Genomic DNA, 26,175 nt, shown 5'->3' with positions numbered 1-26,175 from the left:
CGTTCCCGCGTCGGACCGGGTCACCGACCCGGCGACGCTGCTCGTCGCGGCGGACTGAGAGGTCCGCCCGATGCTGCGGGCCGACGGACCGCTCACCGCGGTCCGCTCGGCGTGGCAGGCCGACGGGTCGCGCACCGCGGTCCGCTCGGCGTGGCAGGCCGACGGGTCGCGCACCGCAGTCCGCTCGGCACAGCAGGCCGACTGGCCGCCCTCCGCGGACACGTGAGTCGGTCGCCGCGCCGGAGCCGACGGGCCGCCCGGCCGGGCCCGGCGCGCACTCAGACCTCCGGACGCGCCTCGTGACCGGGCCGGCCGTGCGTGCGGTTCCGCTCCTTGAGCTGCGCCTCGTAGACGTGCCGGCGGCCCTCCATGAGCCGTTCGCGCGTGCGCCGCTCGGCGTCGGCGAACGTCCGGTAGTACCCGTCGTCGAACTCCTCGACGATCTGGAACGTCCAGCGCCCGTCCAGCACGTTGCGCCCGACGACCTCGGCGCGGAGCTCGTCGGCGACGTCGGGGTGGCCGGCCTCGGCGAGCTGGTCGAGCGCCTCGGCGAGCTCGGCGTCCGCGCGGCCGACGAGGCGGTGGAAGGCGTAGAGCATGCCGCGGGCGTCCTCGATGACCTCGAACGCGGCGGTGACGCCGCCGACGGCCTCGACGACCTCGTCGCTGACGCCCGGGGGTGGCAGGTGGTCGTCGGTCGGCCGGTCGGGTGTGCGGGGGTCGCGGGTGCGGGTGTCGGGGGCGTCGCTCATCGCCCCATCGTCGGTGCCGTCGGTGCGGCGCGCTCGTCGTGCGTCGCGCATGCGCACGGACGGGCCCGGACGCGACGACGGGCCGCGGCGCCCTCGGTGCGCGCCACGGCCCGTCGTCGTGCCGGGGTCCCTGTCAGTCCTCCGCGAGGAGCGCGTCGACCTGGCCGAGCGCCCCGACGATGCCCTCCTCCATGCCCATGCTCACGAGCTGCTCCATGGCCTGGGCCGACGGGAACTGCGACGTGATCGTCATGAGCGTGCCGGGGAACGCGCCATCGAGCCGGACGACCGCGCGCGTGACGAGGCCGTCGTCCTGGGGCGCGCCCGACTGGTCCGCGAACCCGTCGTCGAACGCCAGACCGTTCGGGGCGTCGATCGTGACGAACTCCCACCAGCCGTGGGCCTTCTCCCCCTCGGGGCCGGTCATGTAGTACTGCGCGCGGCCACCGGGCACGAAGTCGTGCGCCGTGAACGTGGCGGGCCAGGTCGGCGGGCCCCACCACCGCTCGAGCTTGCGCGGGTCGGACCAGACCTGCCACACCTTGTCGGGCGTGGCCGTGAACTCGGCCTTGATGGTCAGGGTCAGGGCCTGCGGGTCCTTGTGGCTCTCGACGACGGTCATGCGTCCTCTCCTTCGTCCAGCAGGGCGTGGATGCGGTCGAGGCGTCCGCGCCAGATCTCCTCGTAGACGTCGAGGAGCCGGGCGGCTGCCCGGATCGCCTCGACGTTGCCGCGCACGAGCCGCTCGCGGCCCTGCGTGGTCTTGGTGACGAGCGCGGCGCGCTCGAGCACGGCGACGTGCTTCTGGACGGCGGCGAAGCTCATGTCGTACCGCCGGGCCAGCGCGGAGACGGACTCCTGCTCGTGCAGGACGCGCCGGACGATGTCCCGGCGGGTCCGGTCGGCCAGGGCCGCGAAGACCCTGTCGACGTGCGCGGTGTCCATTCCTACAACCATGTGGTTGTACGTTACGCGTCGAGCGTCGCCGTGGCAAGGGTCGCGACGGACGGCGGGCCGGACGTCCAGGCGGACGGACGTCCAGGCGGACGGACGGCCGGGCGGACGGACGGCCGGGCGGACATGTGGACGGGTGGCCGGCGCGGACGTGCGGACGGACGGCCGCGGCGGCCACGCCGACGGGAGGCCGGCGCCACCGGTGTCAGGCGAGCGCGAGGTCAGGCGGACGCGGGGTCAGGCGGACGCGGGGTCAGGCGAACGCGACGTGCTGCGGGTCGGGCGCGACCAGCAGCGTCTCGTCCCCCTCGACCTCGCGGACGCCCCACAGCCGACGGAAGCGGTCACGACCCGTGCGGTCCACCACCTCGCCGAGCACCCGCTCCGCCCGGTCGCGCGCCCCGAGGACCCACATCGCCGTCGCCGCGAGCGACCCGCGCACCGGCGGCGAGTCGGGCGCGTCCGCGAGCATCTCGAGCGCCTCGACCGCCGAGGTCCGCCGCTCGTCCGCCAGGGCCCGCAGCGCGCTCGACACGACCGCCGGGTCGCCGTCCTCCGCCGCGGCCAGCAGCGCCGCCTCACGCGCGTCGCCGGTCGGCAGCGCCGCGTACCACCGCACGGCCGCGACCTGCCGCTCCAGGTCGCCGCTCGTCTCCTCGCCCACGACCGCGCCGGGGCCGGCGATCGGAGCCGGCGGTCCGTCGTCCCGGACGACCGCGAAGACGAGCGCACGCTCGCGCTCGAGCACCGACGGCGCGAGCGCCTGCGACCCGTCGAAGTCCCGCGACGGCGGCGGCAGGCTCACGACGCCTGCCCCGCGACGGCCACCCGCACCAGCACCGCCACCCGCACCGGCACCGCCACCCGCACTGAGCAGGACCGCCGTCACCTCCAGGTCGCCACCGCGACCCTCACCCAGCACCACGAGGTCCGCCCGCGCGCAGCGCGCCCCGACCGTCGACCGCGTCCGCCGGTCCAGGTGGTCGAGCCACGCCGCGGGCACGTCCGCGAACGTCGTGACGGGTGTGACGATCGATCCCATGGGCGGTCAGTAGGTGATGAGATCGGCCGACGACTTGGTGCCGATGCTCGTCGAGCCGTTGCCGATCGTGAACACGATCCCGGCGGGCGTCGTGCGCGTCGAGGCCGCGCCGAACGAGTGCCAGCCGTTCCGGTCCCGGATCCCCGTCTTCATGAACAGCGTGTCGTAGATCCTCGCCCACTTCGTCTGGTCGTTGCCGAGCCCCGCGTGCGTGAGCTTCGCGGTGATCTCGTCCAGCACCTTCTTCTCCGCCTCGGCGGCCGACCCCATCGGCGGGAACGTCTTCCCGACCACGTGGTCGGTCAGCACCTGCTCCGCCTCCTTGATCGAGATGTCGCGCGCCTGCTTGATGTCGTCCGCGTGCTCCGCCTCCGCCTGGCTGTTGCGCGCCGCGATCGACGCGCCGAGCTCGAAGTACACGTCCTTGCTGCCCTGCTGGCCGATCGTCTTGTGCACCCCCGCACCGACGAACTGGCAGGTGTTCGTCCCCTCGTCCATGTGCTGGACCCACGTCGGCGAGCACGTGTACGTCGCCGGTCCGGCACCGCCCGGCACCGGCTTCGTCCCGAAGTCGAACTTCGGCGCCTTGTAGCCCGTCGGCGCCGTCGTGAGCCCGAGCCGCATCGGGTTGGGCGCGCTACCGCCGCTCTGCACCGTCGCGATCGCCGTCGCGGTCGGCGCCGTCGCGAGCGCCTCGAACCCCTCCTCCGCAGCGAGCGACGTCGCAGGCACCTCGACGGGCGACGCGAGCCCCGCCGCCTCGAACACCCGGTCGCTGCCCGCCTCGACGGAGGGCTGGTCAGGCAGGAGGACGACCGACTCCGCCGCCCGGAGCCCGCGCGCCACCGGGACGTCGACGGGCAGCCCGCGCGCGGACATGCGCTGCACGTACGCCCCGACGGCCCGGTTGCCCGCCCGGCGCTGCAGGTCCACGAGCGCGGGCTCAGCCCGCCCGTTCCCGACGAGGACGGTGCCGGGGCGACCGTGCCGGACGGTGCCACCCAGGTCGTCGCGGAGCTCGGTGTCGCGGTGCACCCGCACCGCACGGTGACCCCTCATCGCACGCCCCCTCGGGTGAGGTGTCCGATTGTCGACCCTAGACCCGGCGTCGCGACGCCGACAAGATCGCCCCCGACGCACCGCGCACCACCGGCCCGCCAGCCGTCACACGCCGCGCACCACCGGCCCGCCAGCCGTCACACGCCGCGCACCACCGGCAACCGGCCGTCGTCCACCGCCTCCTCGAGCTCCGCGTGGTCCGCCTCCGTGCGGTCCGCGTACGTCGCCGCGAAGTCCGCGAGCGCCTCGTCCGCCGCCGACGACCCGCCCAGGTACGCACCGATCGCGATCGCGTCGCCCGACCGTGCGTGCGCCCGCGCGAGGGTCCACGCGCACAGGCGCCCGTACACCTCGAGCCCCGCCGGCCTGGCCCCGGTCAGGTCGAGGCCGCCCTTCCAGTCCCGCAGCTGCCGCACGTAGTAGTCGCGCGCGACCCCGTCCGGGCCCGCCGACCGCTGCCACCCGAGCATCACGTCGCTCACGGCCTGCATGAGCCGCTGACCCTCGACGACCCGCTGCCCCTGCTGCGCGTACGCGCCCCGCCCGACGTGCGGCTCCAGGACCGACGCCTGCGCCTCCTTCGCCTGCAGCACGAGCACGTCGTCGGAGTCCACGCCCTGCAGCAGCACGACGAACGCGCGCGTCCCGACGCTGCCCACGCCCACGACCTTCCGCGCGATGTCCACCACCCGGTACCGCTCCGCGAGCCGCCGCCGGTCCGGCGCGAGCGACGCGCGGTAGTCGACCAGCAGGTCCGCGATGCCGCGCCGGAACACGGGGGCGGCGTCCGCGGGCAGCACGTCCTCGAGCGTCGACACCAGCGGCGGGTCCGCGACGAACCGCCGCTCGTCGCCCTCCACGCGCGTGAGCCGGGCGGCCGCCTGCAGGTGGTCGCGCCGTCGCGCCTTGTCGAGCGCCGACCGCGCCCGCCGCACCATGCGCTCATCGTGCGGCACCGCGTCGACCAGGTCGCCCAGGTCGATCCGCGCGTACCAGACCGCCAGCGCCGTCTGCCCCGCGAAGTCCCGCACCGCCTCGCGGTACGCGCGCGCCGCGCTCACGACGATCTCGCGGCGGCGTCTCCGCCCCACGTCGAGCGTGCGCGCGACCACCTCGAGGCTCGCGAGCAGACGCTTCACGTCCCACTCGAACGGGCCGGGGTGCGACTCGTCGAAGTCGTTGAGGTCGAACACGAGGTTCCGCTCCGGCGACCCGTACGTGCCGAAGTTCGCGACGTGCGCGTCGCCGCACAGCTGCACACCCAGCCCCGAGTCCGCCGACGCGCCCAGGTCCGCCGCCATCACGACCGCCGACCCGCGCAGGTACGCGAACGGCGACTCCGCCATCCGCCCGTACCGCACCGGCACGAGGTCGGGCAGCCGCGTCGTCGCCTGCGCCTCCAGCAGGTCCAGCGCACCCGGCCGCCCGCCACGCCCCGCGACCTCCGCGAGCGTCGACCGCGGCACCCGCTTGCGCGCCGCGCGCCCCTCCGCAGCCCGCGCGATCCGCTCCGCCGACGGCGGCGCGGCACGCTCCGCCCGACGGCCTGCGGGTTCCGGCCCTCGTTCCTCCGTCATCCGTCGACGGTAGGCCAGCACGCCACGGCGCATCCTCGTCCCCGGCGGGTGACCCCGACGTCGACCGGAACGTCGGGGTGGGGCGGAGGGCGTGGGATTCGAACCCACGAGGACGGGGGTGTCCCGCCCCAACGGTTTTCAAGACCGTCTCTTTCGGCCGCTCAGACAGCCCTCCCGACGCTGCTGGGTCCGCCTGCTCGAAGCCCGCGCGCTGGGGACGATCCTCCCACAGCGGCTCCCCGTGCCGACCCCTGTTCCCGGGCCGGCACGACGGTCACGACGACGCCCGCACCTGCTCCCACCAGGCCGCCGGCCACCCCGGGCTGACGACCTCCAGGCCGTGCAGCACGGCCACCTGCGCGAGCTGGACGTCGTACGTCGCGACCGCCCCGACCTGCGGGTGCGCGACCGCCGCCCCCACGTGCAGCGCGACGAACGACGGCAGCACCGCCGCGACGCGGGCCGCCGCGTGCAGCGACTGGTCCGAGAACCGCACGACCTCGACGCGGTCCGTCACGTCGTGCGCGACGCCGTGCGCCTCGACGCCACGGGGACGCGCGACGCGGCGCAGCTCGCTCACGCCGAGGAACGTCGTGACGAGCCGGTCCTCGTGGGCGGCCGCCCACACGAGCCACGCGTCACGTGACGGGGCGCCGACGAGGTACCGGCTGAGCGCCGACCCGTCGACGTAGACCCGCGGACGCTCACGGCGCGGGACCAGCGACCAGGGCACGGGGTCGGGCGGGGTGGACGGCTCGGCCGCCGCGCGGTCCGCCCCGGCCGCGCCGGCGGTGAGCCGCTCGTCCGCGGTGGGCCCACCGGTCGCTGACCGGTCGAGGGTCGGGTCGTCGGTGACCTGGTCGTCGTCGTGCGCCGGGTCGTCGAGGGCCGGGTCGTCGAAGGCGGGGTCGTCGAAGGCGGGGTCGTCGGTGCCCGGGTCGTCGGTGCCCGGGTCGGGGGTAACCGGATCATCGGTGCCCGGGTCGTCGGTGGCCGGGTCATCGGTGCCCGGGTCGGGGGTGCCCGGGTCGTCGGTGGGCGGGTCGACCGGGGGTCGTACGGGCCCGAACGGGTGAGGGACGCCCCGGACGGGCGTCGGTGTTGTGGTCGGCGCCCACGGCAAGGGGCCGACGGTCGTGCCGTCGTCGCCCGCTGTGCGCGGCTGCGGAAGGGCGGAGACCCGGACCACCGCGCCGGGCGAGCGGTCCGCGGCGCGCCCGTCGAGCAGCACCGCGCGCCCGAGCACGGGACGGCGCTCGGGTGGCTGCGGGGGGACGACCGGCGGCACCCCTCCATGATCCCGCACCGCGTCTGGGACCCCGGGCGCCGACGGGACCGTCGTCGAGCCGACGGTCGAGGCGAACGTCGGTACGGCCGTCGGGGCCGGACGCGCCGACGGCCGGCCCCCGTGCGGGGACCGGCCGTCGATGGGTGCGGGGTGGCTCACCGGTTGCGCAGACGCTCCATCGCGAGCTGCACGAGCGAGATGAGCGCCTGCTTGGTGGCGGCACGCGACCGGGCGTCCGTGTAGAGCACGGGCACGTGCGCCGGGATGGCGAGCGCCTCACGGACGTCGTCGAGCTGGTGCTTGGCGACGCCGTCGAAGCAGTTGACGCCCACGACGAACGGGATGCCCCGGCTCTCGAAGTAGTCGACCGCCGGGAAGCACTGGTCGAGACGGTCGGTGTCCACGAGGACGACCGCACCGATCGCGCCGCGGACCAGGTCGTCCCACATGAAGAGGAAGCGGTCCTGGCCCGGCGTGCCGAACAGGTAGAGCCACAGCTGGCCCGGCAGCGCGATGCGGCCGAAGTCCATGGCGACGGTCGTGGTGGTCTTGCGGTCCGACACGCCACCGGCGTCGTCGACGCCGACGGAGTGCTCGGTCATCGCGGCCTCGGTGTTGAGGGGCTCGATGTCCGAGATGGACCCGATGAAGGTCGTCTTGCCGACGGCGAAGCCGCCCGCGACGACGATCTTGACGACGGTGGGTGCGACAGACCCCGCGGTCCCCGCCGGAGCGGCGACGGCGGCGTCAGAGGGCGGAAATGCCATTGAGAACACTCTCCAGCACGCTCAGGGACAGGGCGGGGGACTCACCGGTGTTGACCTCGACCGGCTGAGAGGTGTGCACGCGCACGTACTGCTGGTCGGAGAGGTCGGACACGAGGATCCGGACCACCCCGAGAGGAAGGTGGAGCAGAGCCGACAGCTCCGCGACGGAGATGTAGGTGTGCGCGGCGTGCTGCAGGATCGCCCGCTTCTCGGGCGGCAGCCCCGCGCTGGTCACAGCGCCCGGCATCACCTCGACCAGTGCCTCGAGAGGCAGGTCGGAGCGCGCCGAGCGCACGCGGCCGCCGGTGACGGCGTAAGGCCGCACCGTCCTGGCCTCGTACTCGATGTGCTCACTCATCTTCGAGCCGTCTCCGTTCGCGTCAGGCCACGGGGGCGCGGGTCGCGCCGTCGACGGGCAGCTGGCCGCGCATCTCGGAGATGAGCTGCGGCGTGAGCGTCGCCTCGGTGCGCGAGACGAGCATCGCCATCTCGTAGCCGATGAGGCCGACGTCGCAGCTCGACTCGGCGACCACGGCGAGGACCGAGCCGTTCGAGACGCTCATCAGGAAGAGGAACAGGGCGTCCATCTCGATGATCGCCTGGCGCACCTCCCCTGCGCGGAGCTGGCGCGACGCGCCACGGGTCAGGCTCGACATGCCGGAGACGATCGCCGCGAGCTGGTCGCCGCTGGTGCGGTCGAGCTGCTCCGACATCGCCATGAGCAGACCGTCCGCCGACACCACGAGCGTGTGGCGAGTGCCGGGCACGGTCCGGACGAAGTTGTCCAGGAGCCAGCCGAAGTTGGCTGCCTCGGTGCTGAGCGCGGTCACACTTCCTCCTTGCTGGTGCAGTCGGTGACGACTGCGGGGTGAGACGTCACCTGGGCGGAGACGGCTGGTCGGGAATCGTAGGCCGTCATGAGGCCTGGCCGTTGGGGCCGGTGGGGCCGTCCGAGGCACGACGGCCACGGTTGGTCCCGGACTGGAAGCTCGACAGGCGGGAGCGGAGCTGGTCCGCGTCGCGCTGGACGGGCTTGCCCTCGTCCGCGGCCGGGACGGCCGACGGCACAGCTGAAGGAACACGCCGCTGCAGGGTCTCACCGGTCATGCCCATGGAGGCGGGCCGGTAGGCCGACAGCTGGCTGAGCTCGGACAGAGCCTGCTCCTGGATGTCGGACCGCATCGCGAGCATCGCGGCGACCTCGTCGTCGAGCGTCCCGATGCGGGGCGCGACCGACGGCGGGAGCGACGGGTGCGGCACGGTCGCGGCGGGCGCGGCAGCCGCCGGCGGGCGGGGTGCCCACTCGGGCGGGGCCCACCCGGCAGCCGGGCGCTGCTCGGTCGTGGCGGAGGCCGGGACCGGAGCCGGGGCCGGCGCGGGCGCCGGGGCGGCCGGTGCGGTCCACGTCGCCGCGGCCCACGAGGGCGTGGCGGCGGGCGCGGGCGGCTGCTCGGCGTTCCAGGCGGACGTGCGGGCCGGCGCGGACTGCTCGGCGACCGGTGCGGGCGCGGCGGGCGTCGGCGCGGACGCCGTCTCGACGCCGTCCTCACCCTTGCGACGACCGAACAGGCCCCAGCGACGCTTCGGCTTGTCCTGCTCGCCACCCTGGACGAGCTCGTTGAAGCCGGCGCTCGGAGCGGTCGGCTGCGCGGGCGCCTCGACCGGGAGGAACGCGGGCTGCGCACCGTTCCACGCGGGCTGCTCGGCGACGGGCTCGGCGGCGGCCGGGGCCTCGGCGACGGGCGGCTGCCACGCGGGCTGCTGCTCGGCGACGGGTGCCTGCCACGCCTGCTCGGCGGCGGGCGCCTCCCACGCGGGCTGCTGGTCCGCGGCCGGCGGCTGCCACGCGGGCTGCTGCTCGGCGACCGGCGCCTCCCACGCGGGCTGCTGCTCGGCGACCGGTGCCTGCCACGCCTGCTCGGCGGCGGGCGCCTCCCACGCGGGCTGCTGGGCCGCGGCCGGCGGCTGCCACGCGGGCTGCTGCTCGGCGCCCGGCGCCTCCCACGCGGGCTGCTGCGCGGCGACCGGCGCCTCCCACGCGGGCTGCTGCTCGGCGACCGGGGCCTCCCAGGCGGGCTGCTGCTCGGCGACGGGCGCCTCCCAGGCCTGCTCGGGCTCGTCGTCGGGGACCAGCTGGACCGGCTCGAACGTCGGGGCGGCGGCGGGCTCGGGCTCGACGACCGGCTCGGCGACGGGTGCGTGCGCGGACTCGGCGGCCGGCTCGGCCGCCTCCCACGCGGGGGCCTGCCACGTCGGCGGCTCCCACGCGGGTGCCTCCCACGCGGGCGTCGGCCACGCGTCGGCCTCGGCGGCGGGCTCCTGCGGCTCCGCGGCCGGGGCGGCGGCGGGCTCGGGGACGACCGGGACGGCGCCCGTGTGCCAGGCGCGCGCCTCGTCGAGAGCCTTCTCGAACGGGACGTCGGACTGCGGCGTCGCGGAGCGGCCGGCCCAGCCCGCGTACCCGCTGTAGGACGTGAAGCCCTGCAGGCGGGACGTCCAGACGGGCGCGTCGGCGGCAGGTGCGGCCGGGGCGGCCGGTGCCTCGTCGACCGGGGCGGCCCACGCCGCGGCCGGAGCGGCCGCCGCGGCGGCGCGCGTCGGCAGCGCAGAGGGCGCGGCGGGCGCCTCGGGGGCGCTCCACGACTCGGCGGACGGTGCCTCGGTGGCGGGCGTCGCCTCGGGCTCGGCGAACGTCGGGGCCCAGGCGGGCTCCGCCTCGGCGGCAGGCGTCGGCGCCCAGACGGGCTCCTCGACCTCAGCAGCAGGCGTCGGGGCCCAGACGGGCTCGGCCTCGGCAGCAGGCGTCGGCGCCCAGACGGGCTCCTCGACCTCGGCCGCTGGCGTCGGCGACCAGGCCGGCTCCTCGACCTCAGCAGCAGGCGTCGGGGCCCAGACGGGCTCGGCCTCGGCAGCAGGCGTCGGCGCCCAGACGGGCTCCTCGACCTCGGCCGCTGGCGTCGGCGACCAGGCCGGCTCCTCGACCTCAGCAGCAGGCGTCGGGGCCCAGACGGGCTCGGCCTCGGCAGCAGGCGTCGGCGCCCAGACGGGCTCCTCGACCTCGGCCGCTGGCGTCGGCGACCAGGCCGGCTCCTCGACCTCAGCAGCAGGCGTCGGGGCCCAGACGGGCTCGGCCTCGGCAGCAGGCGTCGGCGCCCAGACGGGCTCCTCGACCTCCGCCGCGGGCGTCGGCGCCCAGGCCGGCTCCTCGGTCTCGGCGGCGGGCGTCGGCGCCCAGACCGGCTCCTCGACCACCGCCGCGGGCGGCGGCGACCAGCCCGCCTCCTCGGTCTCGGCGGCGGGCGTCGGCGCCCAGACCGGCTCCTCGACCACCGCCGCGGGCGGCGGCGACCAGCCCGCCTCCTCGGTCTCGGCGGCGGGCGGCGGCGACCAGGCCGGCTCCTCGTCCTCCGCAGCAGGCGTCGGGGCCCAGACGGGCTCGGCGTCGGCAGCAGGCGTCGGCGCCCAGACGGGCTCCTCGACCTCAGCCGCGGGCGTCGGCGACCAGGCCGGCTCCTCGGTCTCGGCGGCGGGCGGCGGCGACCAGGCCGGCTCCTCGGTCTCGGCGGCGGGCGGCGGCGACCAGGCCGGCTCCTCGGTCTCGGCGGCGGGCGGCGGCGACCAGGCCGGCTCCTCGGTCTCGGCGGCGGGCGTCGGCGACCAGGCCGGCTCCTCGGTCTCGGCGGCGGGGGCCGCGGCCCACGTCTGCTCCTCGACCTCGGCGGCGGGCGCAGCGGCCCACACGGGCTCCTGCACGTCGGGGGCTGTCTCGACGGCGACCTCGTCGGTGTGCTCGGTGTCCTCGACCTGCTCGGCGGGCGCGGGCGCCCACTCGTCGTCGGCCAGCTGCGGGACGACCATGGGCTCCGGCGAGGCGGAGTGCGCCCCGAGGGACATCCACGGCGCGCGCACCGGGTCGGCGGGACGGTCGTCGTCGTCCGAGGCGAGGCCCGGGATCTCGATGCCGGAGGCCGGGGTGCCCGTCGCCAGGTCGCCGCGACCGCGGAACCCGGAGAACAGGCCGGCACGGGCGGCGGGCGAGGACGGCGCGGCCGGGGCGGGCGTCGCCTCGGGCTCGGGCGTCGACGCCCACGCGGAGGTCGAGGCCCGCGAGCGGCTCGGGAGGCCGGCGTTGAGCCGCGTCGTCGCGATCGTCGGCGGCGTCCACTCGCCCCCGGCGGAGCCGAGGTCCGCGCTGAGGTTCCCGGACGGGACCTCGGGCAGGACGATCTTGTCCTCGTCGAACGTCTTCGCGGAGCGCGTCGGCAGCGCACCCGGCTGGCCACCGCCACGGACGGGCAGCGCCGACGGAGCGGCGACCTCGTTCTCGCCCGTGTCGTCGGTGCGCTTGCGGCGCGGCAGGCCGAGGCCCGTCTGGCCGTCGGTGAGGGCCGCGAGGTCGACCTCGCGGACGACCGGCGCGTCCTCGACGGCCGGGGCCGGCGCGGCGGGGAGCTGCGCGGCCTGCTGCGGCGCGGACGGCGCGCCGTAGAGCGCGGTCTCGGTCGCGGCGAACAGCGTCGACGGGAACCGGACGATGGTCTCGGTGCCGGTGCCCTGCGAGCTCTTGTGCAGGCGCACCTCGGCGCCGAGGCGCTGGGCGAGGCGGCCGACGACGAAGAGGCCGAGGCGCTGGGCGCCCAGGGCGTCGCTCGCGGAGACCGACACGATCTTCGAGTTCGCCGCGGCGAGCTCGGCCTCGGTCATGCCCAGGCCGTGGTCGAGGATGCGGACGTACACGTGCTGGCCGGACACGCCGGTGGTGACGGTGACGGGCGTCTCCGGCTCGGAGAAGATCGTCGCGTTCTCGAGGAGCTCGGCGAGCATGTGCGCGGCGCCCAGGGCGTTGAAGCCGAGCATGTGCGGGTCGACCTGCAGGTCGAGCTCGACGCGGTCGTACTGCTCGATCTCCGAGGACGCCGTCCGGATCACGTCGGACAGCGGCATCGCGTCGCGCAGGCGTCGACCGGAGTCGATGCCGGCGAGCACGAGGAGCGACTCCGCGTTACGGCGCATGCGGGTGGCCAGGTGGTCGAGCCGGAAGAGGTTCGCCAGCGTCGACGGGTCCTCCTCCGCACGCTCGAGCGAGTCGATGAACGACAGCTGGCGGTTGAGGAGCACCTGGTCGCGGCGGGCGACGTTGACGAACATCTCCGCGATCGACCCACGCAGGGCGGCCTGCTCCTGGGCGACCTGGACGGTCGTGGCGTTCACGGAGTTGAACGCGTCGGCGAGCTTGCCGACCTCGTCGCGCGAGTTGACCGGGATCGGCTGCAGGACGATCTCGGGGCCCTCACCGGGGACGGCCACCTGCTCGACGAGCTTCGGGAGCTGCTCGCGGACGTCGGCGGCGGCGGCGGTCAGGCGCCGCAGCGGCGTGACGATCGCACGGGCGATGACGAGGGCGAAGAACAGGGACAGCGCGGCGGCGGCGACGGCGAGCGCGATCGTGTAGACCGCACGCGTCTCGGACGCGGTCGCGGCGTCGTCGGCGATCTCGGACGCGCGCTTCAGGACGGCGTCGTTGACGCTGACGAGCGACGCGAGCTGCTGCTGGATGTCACCGGAGTACGCGGCAGGGTCGATGCGGTCGAAACCCTGCGAGTTGCCCTGCTGCATCCACGTACGCATCGACGTGAAGGACGAGGAGGGGTCACGGGCGGGCATCGCGATGCCGTTCTCGCCGAGCCGCTCGACGGCGGCACGGGCACGGGCACGCGACACCTCGGTCGTCGTGACGAGGTTCTGGTAGACGCGTGCGCCGGCGGCCTGCGCCTGGCGGGCGCGCAGCAGGCCCTGACCGGCGAGCATCTCGGTGACGAGGCCGTCGGCCGTCGCGGAGACGTCGCGGTACGCGGTGACGTACTGCGCGAGCGTGCGGTCGTCGAGGACGTTCGCGACCTGCTCGACGAGGTCGATCTGGCCCTTGATGATGGCCTCGTAGCTGTTGGCCGTCTGGTTCCGGTCGCCCTTGCCGTCGACGAGCGTGCGCACCTGCGGCAGCGCCGTGTTGTGCGCGAGCTGCACCTCCTGGAACTGCCGCACCACGGAGGGCGGGAACTCCTCGAGGTCGAGCTCACGCGTGATCGGCCGGACCTTCGCCAGCATCGAGTCGGTCGCGGCCCGAGCGGCCGCGATCTCCTCGACCGGCGCGGCGTTCACCGACAGCACGCGCTCCGTCTGGATCGCGCTCGCGAGCGGGGCGTACGCCTGGAGCGCCGCCACGGCACCCTCGGCCGCCCGCACCCGCTGCGCCTCGCGGATCGCGTCGTACGAGATGAACGCCCCAGCACCGAACAGGACGAGCATGGGCACGGCAAGGACAGCCAAGATCTTGGCGCGGATGCCAAGCCGTCGCAGCATGTCGTTCCTCTCCTCCACCCGACACGGGTGTTGCCACCGGGGGGCGTGTCGGCCCTGCGTCCTGTCGGAACCCTCGAGGGGGTCCACCGCCACCATCGGCTCCTGGACACCGGACCATTAGCCCGCGCCAGAGTTTGCCACGGACCTCACCCGATGGGATACGCCGGGACGGGACCAGGTGCGCACCCTATCTGCCGCGTCCTGACAGGCCGCTAGGGTGCGCAGATGAGGGCTGTCGTGGTCACGGAGCCGGGTCCCGCGGACGTCCTGCGGGTGGCCGACGTGGACGAGCCCGCGCCGGGCCCGGCCGAGGTGCTCGTGCAGGTCAGCGCGGCGGGGGTCAACCGGGCGGACCTCCTCCAGCGCGAGGGCCGCTACCCCCCTCCGCCGGGTGCGCCGCCGTGGCCGGGCCTCGAGGTGTCGGGCGTCGTCGTGGCCGTGGGGGACGCCGTGGCGGGTCGCTGGGCGCCTGGCGACCGGGTCGCCGCGCTCCTGGGGGGCGGAGGTTACGCCGATCGGGTGACGGTCCACGCCGACCTGTGCCTGCCCGTGCCGGACTCCGTGCCCCTCGAGGACGCCGCCGCGCTGCCCGAGGCGGTCGCGACGGTGTGGTCGAACCTGCGTGCGGCGCACCTGTCGCCGGGCGAGACGCTCCTCGTGCACGGCGGGTCCGGCGGGGTCGGCTCGGTGGCCGTGCAGCTCGGCCGGGCGCTCGGCACGCGCGTCCTGGCGACGGCCGGCGGCCCGGACCGGGTCGCGCGCGTCCGCGAGCTCGGTGCCGACGTCGTGCTCGACCACCGGGAGGACGACCTGGTGGGCCGCGTGCGTGCCGCGACGGACCACCGGGGCGTCGACGTCGTGCTCGACGTGCTCGGGGCGGGCGCCCTCGCGGACAACCTGCGGATCCTGGCGGACGGCGGCCGCCTCGTCGTCATCGGGATGCAGCAGGGGCGGCGGGCCGAGCTCGACCTCGGGCTGCTGCTCGCGCGGCGCGCGTCGGTCATCGGCACGACGCTGCGGTCGCGCCCGCACGCGCAGAAGGCCGCGATCGTCGACGGGGTCGCGCGGCACGTGTGGCCGCTGGTCGCCGACGGCACGGTCCGGCCCGTCGTGCACGCGCGCGTCCCGCTCGCGGACGCCCCGGAGGCGCACCGGATGATGGAGCGCGGCGAGGTCTTCGGGAAGGTGCTGCTGATCCCCTGATCCCCTGAGCCGCCCGACGCCGCGACCGGTGTCAGTCGAGCAGGCCCGCCGCGAGCGCCGGGACGATCACGGGCGTGAGCGGCAGCCGCGGGATCAGCGTCGCCTGGACCGCGTGGTACAGGTCGGCCTTGCCCGCCCACACCGTGCGCGACACCGTGTTGTCGGTGCCGAGCTCGTGCCACCACGAGCCGCCCTCGCGGTCCAGGTGGTACGCGCCGACGTACTCCCACCACTGCGTGTAGAGGTCGTCGAACCGCCGCTCGCCGGTCGCGGCGTGCAGCGCGGCGGCCGCGGCGACGGCCTCGGCGGCGACCCAGTGCATGCGCTCGCGCACGACCGGCGCGCCGTCCCAGTCGACCGTGTAGACGAACCCGGGGGCACCGTCGACGTCCCAGCCCTCGCGCACGCCGGCGTCGAACAGCGCGACCGCGTCGTCGAGCAGCCACGTCGGGGCGACGTCGCCGCGCGCGGTCACGGCAGCGCGTGCGTGCAGCGTGAGGCGCGCCCACTCGAACCAGTGGCCGATGGTCGCGCCGTAGGGACGGAACGGGTGCGCGGGCGTGTCGACGTTGTACTCGAGGTCGGCGACCCAGTCCGCGTCGAAGTGCTCCGGGATGCGCCACGAGTTGCCCTTGGCGAACCCGTCGACGACGCGCTCGACGATCCGCAGCGCGCGGTCGAGCCAGACGCGGTGACCCGTGACGTCGGCGGCCGCGAGGTACGCCTCGACCGTGTGCATGTTCGCGTTGACGCCGCGGTAGGTGTCGAGCGTCGTGAACGTGCGGTCCCACTGCTCGACCGCGAGGCCCGCCTCGTCGTCCCAGAACCACCGCTCGGAGACCGCGAGCGCCTCGTCCAGGAGCTCGCGCGCGCCGGGGCGGCCCGCGGCCGTCGCGCTCGACGCCGCGAGGATCACGAACGCGTGCGGGTAGGCGGCCTTGTCGGTGTCCCGCGGGGTGCCGTCGCGCTCGACCTCCGCGAACCAGCCGCCGTGCTCGTCGTCGTGGAAGACGCCGCGCAGCGCCGCGAGCCCGTGGTCGACGAGCGCCGCCGAGCCGGGGCGTCCCAGCAGGTGCCCGATCGCGTACACGTGCGTCATGCGGCACGTGATCCAGAGCTCGAGCGGGCCGTCCTGCACGCCGCCCTGCTCGTCCTGCCGCGCGAACCCGCCGCCGGGCAGCGCCGACGCCCTCCCGAAGTCCAGCAACCGGTCGGTCTCGCCCTCGAGCCACCGGGCGTGCGCGGGCGTCGTCAGCCAGGACATGCGTCAACCCTACCGACGGCGGACCGGCGACCGGTCCAGGCTGCACGCCGCGGGACGGGCGGGACACAATGCCCGGATGAGCGACGACGAGGCACGTGACGAGGTCGGCACGGAGCAGCACGCGCAGGGTCCGACGGGCGCGGGGCCGCGCGTCGTCGTGGTGCCGGTTCCCGGGGCCGGCGACGGCGCGCCGGACGACGGCCAGGACGAGGGCCGGGAGGACGTCTCCGACCTCGTGGGCGAGCCCGCCAAGGTCATGCGGATCGGCACGATGATCAAGCAGCTGCTCGACGAGGTCCGCAGCGCGCCGCTCGACGACGCCGCCCGCGCGCGCCTGGCCGAGGTGCACGAGCGGTCGCTCCAGGAGCTCGAGGACGGCCTGTCCCCCGAGCTCGTGGCCGAGCTGCACCGCATCACGCTGCCGTTCGTCGACGAGCAGACGCCGTCGGACGCCGAGCTGCGGATCGCGCAGGCGCAGCTCGTCGGGTGGCTCGAGGGGCTGTTCCACGGCATCCAGACGGCGCTCGTCGCGCAGCAGATGGCGGCGCAGGCGCAGCTGTCGCAGATGCGTCGCGCGCTCCCGCCCGGGCCCGGCGGGATGCCCGGTCACGCGGCGCACCCGGGTCTGGCGATCGGGGACCCGGACGACCCGGAGCGCCCGGGCACCGGTCAGTACCTGTAGGGCTGCCCCCGGGGCGACGGTCGCAGCGCCGCAGGGTCCGGACGCAGGCGCGGGCGGCCGTCGCGCCCGGCGGCCGGATCACGCCGGGGGCGGCGCGTCGTCGGCGGCGGTGCGGTCGGTCGCGGTGAGCGCGATCGCGCCCGAGACGAGGACCAGCCCGACGAGCTCGGCGGGGTGCGGGACCTGCTGCAGCACCACGGCCCCGACGACGGCGGCCGTCGCGGGCAGGAGCGCGAGCAGCACCGCGAACGTCGCGGGCCGCACGCGCCGCAGGACCACCTGCTCGAGCGCGTACGGCACGACCGACGACAGGACGGCGACGCCGACGACGAGCAGCGCGAGCCGCGGGTCGACGACGACGGGCGCGGCGTCGCGCACGAAGAACGGCGCGAGCACGAGCGCACCCGCGGTCATCGCGACCGACAGGCCCGTGACACCCCCGCTCTCGGCGGTGGCCACGCGCCGCCCGAGCACGATGTAGCCCGCCCAGCACGCGGCGGACACCCCGATCGCGACGAGCCCGACGACCGCGTCGCCGTCCGGCACGGCCCTCGACCCGAGCGTGACGCCCGCAAGCAGCACGACGCCGAGCGCGGCGACCCCGATCGCGACGCGGTCACGCCACCCGTGCCCGGTGACGGCCGCGACGGCGACGGGTCCGACGAACTCGAGCGCGACCGCGGTGCCGAGCGGCAGGTGGTCGATCGCGACGTAGAACGCGACGTTCATCAGGCCCAGCACCACCCCGAACAGGACGGTGGTGAGCACGGCCCGCCGGGTCCACAGGCCGCGTGACCGCCACGGCCGCCGCCACAGCACGAGCACGACCGCGGCGACCGCGAGCCGCAGCCACGCGACGACCGCGGGCGGGAGCACGTCGAACAGCCCGACCGCGATCGCGGCGCCGAGGTACTGGGTGAGGCCCGACAGCACGAAGAGGAGCGGCGCGGGCACCCGCCCAGCGTAGGCACCGGCGCGACGCCCGCCCGACGGCGCGTGCCCGGGCACGCCGCCCACCTGCGCGCCGGTCCTGGCACGACGCGGCCCGCGTCACCCCGGAGGGTGCGCGGGCCGCGGGTCGTGCGGTCGGGCGGTCGGGTCAGCCCTTGACCGCGCCGCCCAGCAGGCCGCGGACGAAGTACCGCTGGAGCGCGAGGAAGACGATCAGCGGCACGATCATCGCGATGAACGCACCCGCGGACAGCAGGTGCCACTGCGACCCCCGCGTGCCGGCGAGCTCGGCGACGCGGACCGTCAGCGGCGCGACGTCGGGCGTGCCGCCCGCGAACACGAGCGCGACGAGCAGGTCGTTCCACACCCACAGGAACTGGAAGATCGCGAACGACGCGATCGCGGGCGTGAGCAGCGGCAGCAGCACCTGGAAGAAGATCTTCACGTGCCCGGCGCCGTCGACGCGCGCGGCCTCGACGAGCGACGGCGGGATGTCCTTCATGAAGTTGTGCAGCAGGTAGATCGCGAGCGGCAGCGCGAAGATCGAGTGCGACAGCCACACGACCCAGAACGAGCCCGCGAGCCCCCACGACACGTACTGGGAGAGCAGCGGGACGAGCGTGACCTGGATCGGCACGACCTGGAGCGCGAACACGCCCACGAACAGCAGGTTGCGACCCCGGAAGTCGATCCAGGCGAACGCGTACGCCGCGAGCAGCGCGAGCGAGATCGGGATGAGCACCGCGGGCAGCGTGATGACGAGCGAGTTCAGGAAGTAGGTCGCCAGGCTCGTCGAGGACCCGAACAGCGCCTCCTGGTAGTTCTCGAGCGTGAGCTCGGGGTTCCACGGGAGCGTCCACCAGCCCGACGACCGGATCTCGGCGCGCGGGCGGAACGACGTCACGAACAGGCCGAACGTCGGGACGGTCCACAGGACGGCGATGACGATCGCGATGCCCGACGCCCACGGGGAGCTGAGCTTGCCCTTGACCGCCATCGCGCGCTTCTCCGCGCGGGACATCTTGCGCGCCGGCCGGGCGGCGCGGGTGTCGGCCTCGGTCTCGTCGACCAGGTTGGTGGGCGGGATGACGGTCATCGGATCTCCTCCGAGAGTCGCAGCTGCCGCACGTTGTAGACGACGATCGGGATGACGAGGACGAAGAGCAGCACCGCGAGCGCCGCACCGAACGCGGGGTTCTGGGCCCGGAAGGACTGCGTGTAGTACTCGTAGGCCACGACGGACGTGCCGAAGTTGCCGCCGGTCATCGTCCGGACGATGTCGAACACCTTGAGCGTCGCCATCGCGATGGTCGTGAGCACGACGACGAGCGCGGGCCGGATGCTCGGGACGGTGATGAAGCGGAACATCTTGGCGCCGCCCAGGCCGTCGAGGCGCGCGGCCTCGACGATGTCGTCCGGGATGGCCTTGATCGCCGCGGAGAGCACGGTCATCGCGAAGCCGGCCTGGATCCACACCATGACCGCGATGAGGAACAGCGTGTTCCACGGTTGGTTGAGCAGGAACTGCTGCGGTGGCAGCCCGAGCCAGACGAGGACCTGGTTCGCGAGCCCGATCTGCTGGATGTTGCCCTGGTCGGGCCGGTACTCGTAGACGAACTTCCAGATGATCGACGCACCGACGAGTGAGATCGCCATCGGCAGGAAGATCAGCGTCTTCGCGAAGGACTCGAACCGGGTCCGGTCCACCATCACGGCGTACACGAGGCCGATGAACGTCGCCGCGAGCGGGACGAGCACGACCCACAGCAAGGTGTTGCGCAGGACGATCTGGAACTGGTCCTCCGTGAACGCCTTCACGTAGTTGTCGAACCCGACGAACGCGTCACCGCTGTTCGTGTAGAAGGAGTCGCGGATCGTCCGCAGGCCCGGGTACAGCAGGCCGAACGTGAGGAACAGCAGCGTCGGGCCGAGGAACCCGAGCGCGACCACCCAGACGGGCAGCCGCTTGATCCGGTCGACGCCGAACAGGATCAGACCCATCACGACGACGAACAGCAGGATCGCGAGCACCATCAGCGTCAGCTTCTCGCCCGTCGTGTCAGGGCGGATCAACCAGTCCATGGCTCACCTTTCATCGCCGTCCAGGCCGGCGTCGATGCACGGGGGGAGGCGCGCGAGCCGTGCGCGCAGGGGACCGCCGGTGGGACGGCCGTGGTGGGGGCCCGCTGACGGACCCCCACCACGTCGGTGTCACACCGGTCGAGGCGTCACTGCGGCCAGGCCGCCTCGATGTTGTCCAGCGTCTCCTCGTCGGACTGGTTCTCCGCGATCCACGCCGTCATCTGCTTCCAGAACGCGTCGGCGCCGACGGCACCGGGCATCTGGTCGGACCCGTCGAACCGGAACGTGTACGAGTCGTCGGTGAGCAGGTCGAACGACAGCTTGTCGATCGGCGACTGCAGCAGCGCCGGGTCGAGGCCGTTGTTCGCGGACAGCCAGCCCTGGCCGGTGACCTCGGCCTTCTTGTTCGCCCACTCGGGGCTCGACAGGTAGGCCTGGAACGCCTGGACCTCGGGACGGTCGGCGAACGCCGTCACGAACTCACCGCCGCCGAGCAGCGGCTTGTCGTCCTCGGTCTTGCCCGGCAGGTAGAAGGCGTAGACGTCGCCGTCCTCCGCGACCTTGAGGCTCTCGTCCCAGTTGGCCTGGTAGAAGTTCGCCGCACGGTGCAGGAAGCAGGCGCCGTCCGGGATCGGCTGCGCCGCCTCGTTCCACGGGGTCGTCGCGATGGACGTCACGTCGCCCCAGCCGCCGTTGACGCGCTCGGAGTCCTTGAGGATCGAGCCGACGGTCCCGAGGGCCTCGAGGATCTGCGGGTCGTTGAACGGGATCTCGTGGTTGACCCACTGGTCGTAGACGTCCGCGCCTGCGGTCCGCAGGACGACGTCCTCGAGCCAGTCGGTGGCCGGCCAGCCGGTCGCGTCGCCGGACTCGATGCCCGCGCACCACGGCTGCACGTCGGGGTGGTCCTCACGGATCTGGTCGGTCAGCGCGATGAGGTCGTCCCACGTCGTGGGGATCTCGTAGCCGTTCTCCTCGAACGCCGTCGGCGAGTACCAGACGAACGACTTCACGTTCGCGCCGAGCGGCGTCGCGTAGAGCGTGCCGTCGACCGTGCCGTAGTTGACCCAGCCCTCGGTGTAGTACTCGTTCGCGTTGTCGATGACGGCCTGCGGGGCCGGCACGACGACGTCCGGGTACTGCTCGACGATCGACTTCAGGAACCCGGGCTGCGGGATGTACGCGATGTCCGGCGGGTTGCCCGCCTGCAGGCGCACCGGGAGCTGCGCCTCGAACTCGCGCGACCCCTCGTACTCGATCTTCGCGCCCGTGCACTCCTCGAACGGGGCGTAGGAGTCGATCTGCTGCTGCGACTCCGGGTCCACGATCGAGGTGTAGACGCTGATCGTCTTCCCCGACAGGTCGCCGTAGTCCTCGTACGCGGTGCAGTCCGTCGTCGACGACGCGCCGTCGCCGCTGCCCCCGTCGTCGTCGCTGCCCGAACAGGCGGTGAGCACGAGCACGAGACCCGCCCCCGCCGCCGCTGCCGCGGTGTAGCCGCGACGCTTGCGCAAGCCGTTCATGAGACCTCCACGTCGTCATGGTCCGGACGGCGCGACTCCACCCCGTCGCGCCCTCCCCAGCGATGCAAGTCGTTGCGCAAGGGTTTCGCAACCGGCGCACGGGGACAGAACGGTCACAATTGGGCAACGCACACGTGTCAGCGCCCTGACCGCCGTTGCCCGCGGCACCTGCGACGACGCCCGCGGGCGGCTCTCGTCAGTCGACGAGGCTCCGCAGGACCGCGACGGCGCCGTCGTCCTCGATCGTCCCGGTGACCTCGTCGGCCGCGGCGCGCACGACGTCGGACGCGTGCCCCATCGCCACGCCGCGCGCGGCCCACCGCAGCATCTGCACGTCGTTGGACCCGTCCCCCACGGCGACCGTCGCGAACGGCTCGACACCCTCGTGCTGCCGGATCTCCTCGAGCGCGCTGGCCTTCGACACCCCGCCGGGCGTCAGGTCGAGCCACGCGGACCACCCGACGGCGTACTCGACCTCGTGCAGGCCGACGCGCTCGACGAGCGCGTGGAACTCCTCGGGGCTCGCCTCGGGCGCGCGGATGACGACGCGCGTCGCGGGCGTCGAGGCGAGCTCGTCGAACGGCACGACCTGGACCCGCCCGGACAGCTCACCCGCCGGGAAGTCCGCGGACACCTTGAAGCCGACGCCGAGGTCCTCGACCGCGAACAGCGCGTCGGGCAGCTCCATCGCGATCGTCCGCAGCGCCGGGCCGGGGTCGAACGTCACGGACTTCGTGATCTCGAAGCCGTCGTCGGTGCCGTCGATGCGGGCCGTGACCGCCCCGTTCGAGCACACGACCCAGCCCTCGGTGAGCCCCAGGTCGCGCGCGACCGGCACCGCCGAGTGCGCGCCACGACCCGTCGCGAGCACGACGTGCACCCCCGCCTCCCGGACCGCCGCGATCGCGTCGCGCACGTCGGCGGAGATGACGCCGTCGTAGGACATGAGGGTGCCGTCGACGTCGAGCGCGACCATCGTGCAGCGGCTCATCGCACGGGCTCCAGCACCTCGAGGCCGCCCAGGTACGGGCGCAGCGCCTCCGGGACGCGCACCGACCCGTCGGCCTGCTGGTGGTTCTCCAGGATCGCGACGATCCAGCGCGTCGTCGCGAGCGTGCCGTTGAGCGTCGCCGCCGGACGGACCGTGCCGTCCGCGGTGCGCTCGCGCACGCCCAGGCGGCGGGCCTGGAACGTCGTGCAGTTCGACGTCGACGTCAGCTCGAGCCACCGCTGCTGGCTCGGCAGCCACGCCTCGCAGTCGAACTTGCGCGCCGCGCTGCTGCCCAGGTCGCCCGCCGCGGTGTCGATCACGCGGTACGGCAGCTCGACGAGGTCGAGCATCGCCTTCTCCCAGCCGAGGATCCGCCGGTGCTCGTCGGCCGCGTCCTCGACCGTCGTGTAGGAGAACGCCTCGACCTTGTGGAACTGGTGCACGCGGATGATGCCGCGCGTGTCCTTGCCGTACGAGCCGGCTTCACGCCGGTAGCACGCGCTCCAGCCGGCGTACCGCTTCGGGCCGCTCGTCAGGTCGAGGATCTCGCCGCTGTGGTACCCCGCGAGCGCGACCTCCGACGTCCCGACCAGGTACAGGTCGTCCGCAGGCAGGTGGTAGACCTCGTCCGCGTGCGCCCCCAGGTAGCCGGTGCCGGCCATCACCTCGGGCTTGACGAGCGTGGGCGTGATGACGGGCGTGAACCCCGCCGCGAGCGCCCGGTCGACCGCCGCGTTGAGCAGCGCGAGCTCGAGCCGCGCGCCGATGCCCGTCAGGAAGTAGAACCGCGCCCCCGACACCTTCGCGCCGCGCTCGGTGTCGATCGCCGCGAGGCCCTCGCCCAGCGCCAGGTGGTCGCGCACCGCGAAGTCGTCGCCGTACTCCGCGGCGAAGTCGCGCGGGCTCCCGACGTGCTCGAGCACGACGTAGTCGTCCTCGCCGCCGGCCGGGACGCCGTCCTCGACGACGTTGCCGATCCGCCGGGCCAGGTCCGTGGCGTGGCGCTCGGCCTCGTCGGCCTCCGCCTGCAGGCCCTTGACCTTCTCGGCGATCGTCTTGCCGTGCGCGAGCAGCGCCTGCTTCTCCTCGCCCTGCGCCTGCGCGACCTTCTTGCCGTGCGCCTTCTGCTCGGCACGCAGCGTCTCGAACTCGGTGAGGGCGGCGCGGCGGCGGGAGTCGGCGTCGAGGACCTGGTCGACGAGGGACGGGTCGTCGCCACGGAGCCGCTGGCTGGTCCGGACGAGCTCGGGTTCCTCCCGCAGGAGCCGCAGATCGATCACCCGCCGACTCTACCGACCACCCCGCACCCCCCGCCCCGCACCCGACCGGCCCCCGCGGCGCCGAGCTCGCGGATCGCACGGGCGGGACAGGAGCGGGCGGCGAGGACGGTGGCTGGGAGCGGCGCGGGGCGTTCCGGCGGGTCAGGGGCGGGTGGCCGTAGATTGCCCGTGTGTCGTGGGAGGGGTGGGTCGCGGTCGTCGCGGGTGCGCTCGCGCTCCTCTCGCTGCTCCTCGTCCTCGTGCTGCTCGTCCGGCAGCGCGACCTCCGGCGGCGCATCGAGTCGCCCGGCGTCGCGCGGTCCGCCCGCGCGCTGCGGCTCGCGCGCGACATCGAGGGCAGCGGGCAGCTCGTCGCGTTCGTCGCCAACCCGTCGAAGCCCGACGTCGCGCACCTGCGCGCCGCGGTGCTGCGGCTGTGCGCCGAGCAGGAGCTGCCGGAGCCGCTCTGGCTCGAGACGACGGTCGAGGACCCGGGCGTCGGCCAGACGCGCGAGGCGGTCGAGCGAGGCGCGGACGTAGTCGTCGCGATGGGCGGCGACGGGACGGTCCGGGCAGTCGCCGAGGGTCTGGTCGGGACGGGCGTGCCGATGGGCCTCATGCCGCTCGGCACGGGCAACCTGCTCGCGCGGAACCTCGACATCCCGCTGTCCGACCCGCTCGCCGCGATGCGCGTCGCCGTCGAGGGCCGGGACCGCACCATCGACGTCGGCTGGCTGCGCGTGCAGCGCTGGGAGTCCGACGTGCACGACGACGTCGCCGAGGCCGCGGACGACCTGCCCGACGACGGGGACGTCCCGCGCGACCACATCTTCCTGGTCATCGCGGGCGTCGGGTTCGACGCGGCGATGGTCGCCGACGCCGACGAGCAGCTCAAGGCGCGCGTCGGCTGGATCGCCTACTTCGTCGCGGGCATGAAGCACCTGCACGGCCGCCGCAGCCGCGTGCACGTCCGGCTCGACGACCAGCCCGTCACGACGACCCGGCTGCGCAGCCTGCTCATCGGCAACTGCGGGAAGCTGCCCGGGGGCATCACGCTGCTGCCCGACGCGGAGCTCGACGACGGCTGGTTCGACGTCGCCGCGATCGACACGCGCGCCGGGATCGCCGGGTGGGCGCAGCTGTTCGGCGAGGTCGTGCTGCAGGGCGTGGGGGTCCGCAACGACCTGCCGGCGAAGATCGGCCGCATCGACCACACGCGCGCGCAGGAGGTGCGGCTCGTCGTGCCGGGCGGGGACCACGTGCAGGTCGACGGCGACGTCGTCGGGCGGGTCACCGAGCTCACGGCCCGGGTCGACCCCGGCGCGCTGGTGGTCCGCGTCCCGACCCGCTGACCGCCGCCCGTCCGTCGGGGCCGCCTCGGCGTTGCTCCGGGATGGTGAAGATCGTCCGGTTCCTCCCCCGATGTCCGACGTCGCCGTTACCGTGGACGAGTCGCCGCCGACGTGCGCGTGGGCGCGACGAGCCTCGGCTCGCCCGACCCCCAGCGGCGGGCTCGTCGACGGAGGACCACCGAGGAGCGCGGACGAGGAGGACGGTGACCACCGAGAGCCGCCCCGAGCCCCCGGGCGGGTCGCCGCACCGGACGGCGCCCACACCGGTCGTCCCGGTGCCGCCGCGCGTCGTGCCGTCGCCGGACGCCTTCCGCGGTGTCAGGCCCACGCCCCTCTCGACACCCTCGTCGCCCACGCTGGGGCGTGCTCCCGTCGTCGGAGCACCACCGTCCCGCCGGACGACGTCCGCCTCGCTCGTGCTCGCGACCGCCGGAGCGCTCGCGGCGGTCGCCGCCGTCGCCGCGTTCGCCGTCACGACGTCCGCCGGGCAGATGGCCTTCCCGCCTGACGACGAGCGCCCGCCCGTCCTCCTCGACGACCGCGCCGTCGCCGCGCCCGCGTTCGCGCTGGTCACGCGCGCCTGGTCCGACGACGACGGCGACGGCCTGCGCGGCGGGACGGAGCAGCCGCTGGTCGGGGTCGTCGCCCACCTGGAGACCGCCGACGCCCGGCCCGCCCGGCACGTCGACGGCAGCGCCGTGGCCGCGGCTACGACCGGGCCCGACGGGACCGCGGTCTTCGACGACGTCGCGGCGGGCGTCTACCGCGTCCGATGGACCCTGCCCGTCGGCCACACGCTGACGACTGCCGTTCTCGTGCCCGGTCACGCGCTCGCGGACTCGGACGCCGAGCCGGTCGGCGACGAGGCCGGCAGCGGCACCGGCACCGCCGAAGGGCTCTCCGGACCGGTCGCGCTCACGGAGTCCGCGGGCCTCGACGCGCCCGACCCTCGCGACGGCGTCACGGCCGACCGGCTGCTGCGCGGCGTCGACGTAGGCGCGGTCCCCGCGGCCGAGGTGCTGGTCGCCGCGCAGGGCTGACCTCGCCCCGACCGGCCGTCGCAGACAGG

Annotated in this window: 23 protein-coding genes and 1 tRNA gene; 5 read left to right on the top strand and 19 right to left on the bottom strand. The window is 74.6% G+C overall.

Features of this window, described 5'->3' with window-relative positions; genetic code table 11:
- Positions 1-70: 70 nt before the first annotated feature.
- Positions 71-226, top strand: a complete 156-nt coding sequence (locus KOV94_RS13255) for a hypothetical protein (RefSeq protein ID WP_160142883.1) — start codon at positions 71-73, stop codon at positions 224-226.
- A 52-nt stretch (positions 227-278) separates the two neighbouring features.
- Here the strand turns inward: KOV94_RS13255 and KOV94_RS13250 are convergent, their stop codons facing one another.
- The 12 genes from KOV94_RS13250 to KOV94_RS13195 form a co-directional block, all read right to left on the bottom strand.
- Entirely contained in the window at positions 279-752 is a 474-nt protein-coding gene (locus tag KOV94_RS13250) for a hypothetical protein (protein WP_225916614.1), read from the bottom strand.
- Between the two features lie 133 nt (positions 753-885).
- The gene (locus KOV94_RS13245; RefSeq protein WP_124342962.1) at positions 886-1,374 is read right to left on the bottom strand and encodes an SRPBCC family protein; all 489 of its coding nucleotides are present in this window, start codon (positions 1,372-1,374) and stop codon (positions 886-888) included.
- Positions 1,371-1,697, bottom strand: a complete 327-nt coding sequence (locus tag KOV94_RS13240) for an ArsR/SmtB family transcription factor (protein WP_124342963.1) — start codon at positions 1,695-1,697, stop codon at positions 1,371-1,373. Before KOV94_RS13240 ends, KOV94_RS13245 begins: the two co-directional genes overlap by 4 nt.
- Positions 1,698-1,959: 262 nt before the next feature.
- A complete protein-coding gene (locus KOV94_RS13235) occupies positions 1,960-2,748 on the bottom strand; it encodes a hypothetical protein (protein WP_218052287.1) in 789 nt (262 codons plus the stop codon).
- Positions 2,749-2,754: 6 nt separating this feature from the next.
- Entirely contained in the window at positions 2,755-3,807 is a 1,053-nt protein-coding gene (locus KOV94_RS13230; RefSeq protein WP_218052286.1) for a hypothetical protein, read from the bottom strand.
- A gap of 137 nt (positions 3,808-3,944) precedes the next feature.
- Positions 3,945-5,384: a DUF2252 domain-containing protein gene (locus KOV94_RS13225; RefSeq protein ID WP_218052285.1), complete on the bottom strand. Its 1,440-nt coding sequence runs from the start codon at positions 5,382-5,384 to the stop codon at positions 3,945-3,947.
- An 83-nt stretch (positions 5,385-5,467) separates the two neighbouring features.
- Positions 5,468-5,559 (bottom strand) — tRNA-Ser (locus KOV94_RS13220).
- Between the two features lie 99 nt (positions 5,560-5,658).
- Positions 5,659-6,672, bottom strand: coding sequence for a PIN domain-containing protein (locus KOV94_RS20750; protein ID WP_225916613.1), 1,014 nt, complete (start codon positions 6,670-6,672; stop codon positions 5,659-5,661).
- A gap of 155 nt (positions 6,673-6,827) precedes the next feature.
- Positions 6,828-7,439, bottom strand: a complete 612-nt coding sequence (locus KOV94_RS13210; protein WP_124342967.1) for a GTP-binding protein — start codon at positions 7,437-7,439, stop codon at positions 6,828-6,830.
- The gene (locus KOV94_RS13205) at positions 7,420-7,797 is read right to left on the bottom strand and encodes a DUF742 domain-containing protein (RefSeq protein WP_124342968.1); all 378 of its coding nucleotides are present in this window, start codon (positions 7,795-7,797) and stop codon (positions 7,420-7,422) included. Before KOV94_RS13205 ends, KOV94_RS13210 begins: the two co-directional genes overlap by 20 nt.
- Positions 7,798-7,819: 22 nt before the next feature.
- Positions 7,820-8,269 carry a roadblock/LC7 domain-containing protein gene (locus KOV94_RS13200; protein ID WP_124342969.1) on the bottom strand — a complete coding sequence of 150 codons (450 nt, stop codon included), beginning with the start codon at positions 8,267-8,269 and terminating at the stop codon, positions 7,820-7,822.
- Positions 8,270-8,354: 85 nt separating this feature from the next.
- Positions 8,355-13,799, bottom strand: a complete 5,445-nt coding sequence (locus KOV94_RS13195; RefSeq protein WP_218052284.1) for an ATP-binding protein — start codon at positions 13,797-13,799, stop codon at positions 8,355-8,357.
- Between the two features lie 225 nt (positions 13,800-14,024).
- On the opposite strand from KOV94_RS13195, the gene KOV94_RS13190 reads away from it, so the two are divergent.
- Complete coding sequence (locus tag KOV94_RS13190) at positions 14,025-15,002, top strand: NAD(P)H-quinone oxidoreductase (RefSeq protein WP_124341074.1); 978 nt, start codon at positions 14,025-14,027, stop codon at positions 15,000-15,002.
- A 31-nt stretch (positions 15,003-15,033) separates the two neighbouring features.
- Here the strand turns inward: KOV94_RS13190 and KOV94_RS13185 are convergent, their stop codons facing one another.
- Positions 15,034-16,266: an AGE family epimerase/isomerase gene (locus KOV94_RS13185; protein ID WP_218052283.1), complete on the bottom strand. Its 1,233-nt coding sequence runs from the start codon at positions 16,264-16,266 to the stop codon at positions 15,034-15,036.
- Between the two features lie 76 nt (positions 16,267-16,342).
- Here KOV94_RS13185 and KOV94_RS13180 point away from each other — a divergent pair, with 76 nt between their 5' ends.
- On the top strand, positions 16,343-16,948 hold the full coding sequence (locus KOV94_RS13180; protein WP_218052282.1) for a bacterial proteasome activator family protein: 606 nt from the start codon (positions 16,343-16,345) through the stop codon (positions 16,946-16,948).
- 78 nt (positions 16,949-17,026) lie between these two features.
- Here the strand turns inward: KOV94_RS13180 and KOV94_RS13175 are convergent, their stop codons facing one another.
- The 6 genes from KOV94_RS13175 to serS all read right to left on the bottom strand — a co-directional run bounded on the left by KOV94_RS13175 (position 17,027) and on the right by serS (position 23,775).
- Positions 17,027-17,902: an EamA family transporter gene (locus tag KOV94_RS13175; protein WP_218052281.1), complete on the bottom strand. Its 876-nt coding sequence runs from the start codon at positions 17,900-17,902 to the stop codon at positions 17,027-17,029.
- A 145-nt stretch (positions 17,903-18,047) separates the two neighbouring features.
- A complete protein-coding gene (locus tag KOV94_RS13170; protein WP_124341070.1) occupies positions 18,048-18,995 on the bottom strand; it encodes a carbohydrate ABC transporter permease in 948 nt (315 codons plus the stop codon).
- The gene (locus tag KOV94_RS13165) at positions 18,992-19,981 is read right to left on the bottom strand and encodes a carbohydrate ABC transporter permease (RefSeq protein WP_124341069.1); all 990 of its coding nucleotides are present in this window, start codon (positions 19,979-19,981) and stop codon (positions 18,992-18,994) included. Before KOV94_RS13165 ends, KOV94_RS13170 begins: the two co-directional genes overlap by 4 nt.
- Positions 19,982-20,127: 146 nt before the next feature.
- Entirely contained in the window at positions 20,128-21,504 is a 1,377-nt protein-coding gene (locus tag KOV94_RS13160; RefSeq protein ID WP_124341068.1) for an ABC transporter substrate-binding protein, read from the bottom strand.
- 196 nt (positions 21,505-21,700) lie between these two features.
- A complete protein-coding gene (locus KOV94_RS13155) occupies positions 21,701-22,495 on the bottom strand; it encodes an HAD family hydrolase (protein ID WP_124341067.1) in 795 nt (264 codons plus the stop codon).
- Complete coding sequence (serS, locus tag KOV94_RS13150) at positions 22,492-23,775, bottom strand: serine--tRNA ligase (protein WP_218052280.1); 1,284 nt, start codon at positions 23,773-23,775, stop codon at positions 22,492-22,494. The genes KOV94_RS13155 and serS overlap by 4 nt, the downstream gene beginning before the upstream one ends.
- A gap of 170 nt (positions 23,776-23,945) precedes the next feature.
- On the opposite strand from serS, the gene KOV94_RS13145 reads away from it, so the two are divergent.
- Together KOV94_RS13145 and KOV94_RS13140 are read left to right on the top strand one after the other, a co-directional pair.
- On the top strand, positions 23,946-25,106 hold the full coding sequence (locus KOV94_RS13145; protein WP_218052279.1) for a diacylglycerol/lipid kinase family protein: 1,161 nt from the start codon (positions 23,946-23,948) through the stop codon (positions 25,104-25,106).
- A 203-nt stretch (positions 25,107-25,309) separates the two neighbouring features.
- Positions 25,310-26,146, top strand: a complete 837-nt coding sequence (locus KOV94_RS13140) for a prealbumin-like fold domain-containing protein (RefSeq protein ID WP_218052278.1) — start codon at positions 25,310-25,312, stop codon at positions 26,144-26,146.
- The last annotated feature ends 29 nt before the right edge of the window (positions 26,147-26,175 follow it).

It is taken from the genome of Cellulomonas algicola, assembly GCF_019024305.1.
GTDB classification, from domain to species: Bacteria; Actinomycetota; Actinomycetes; order Actinomycetales; family Cellulomonadaceae; genus Cellulomonas; species Cellulomonas algicola.
This window is presented reverse-complemented; position numbering and strand designations above follow the sequence as displayed.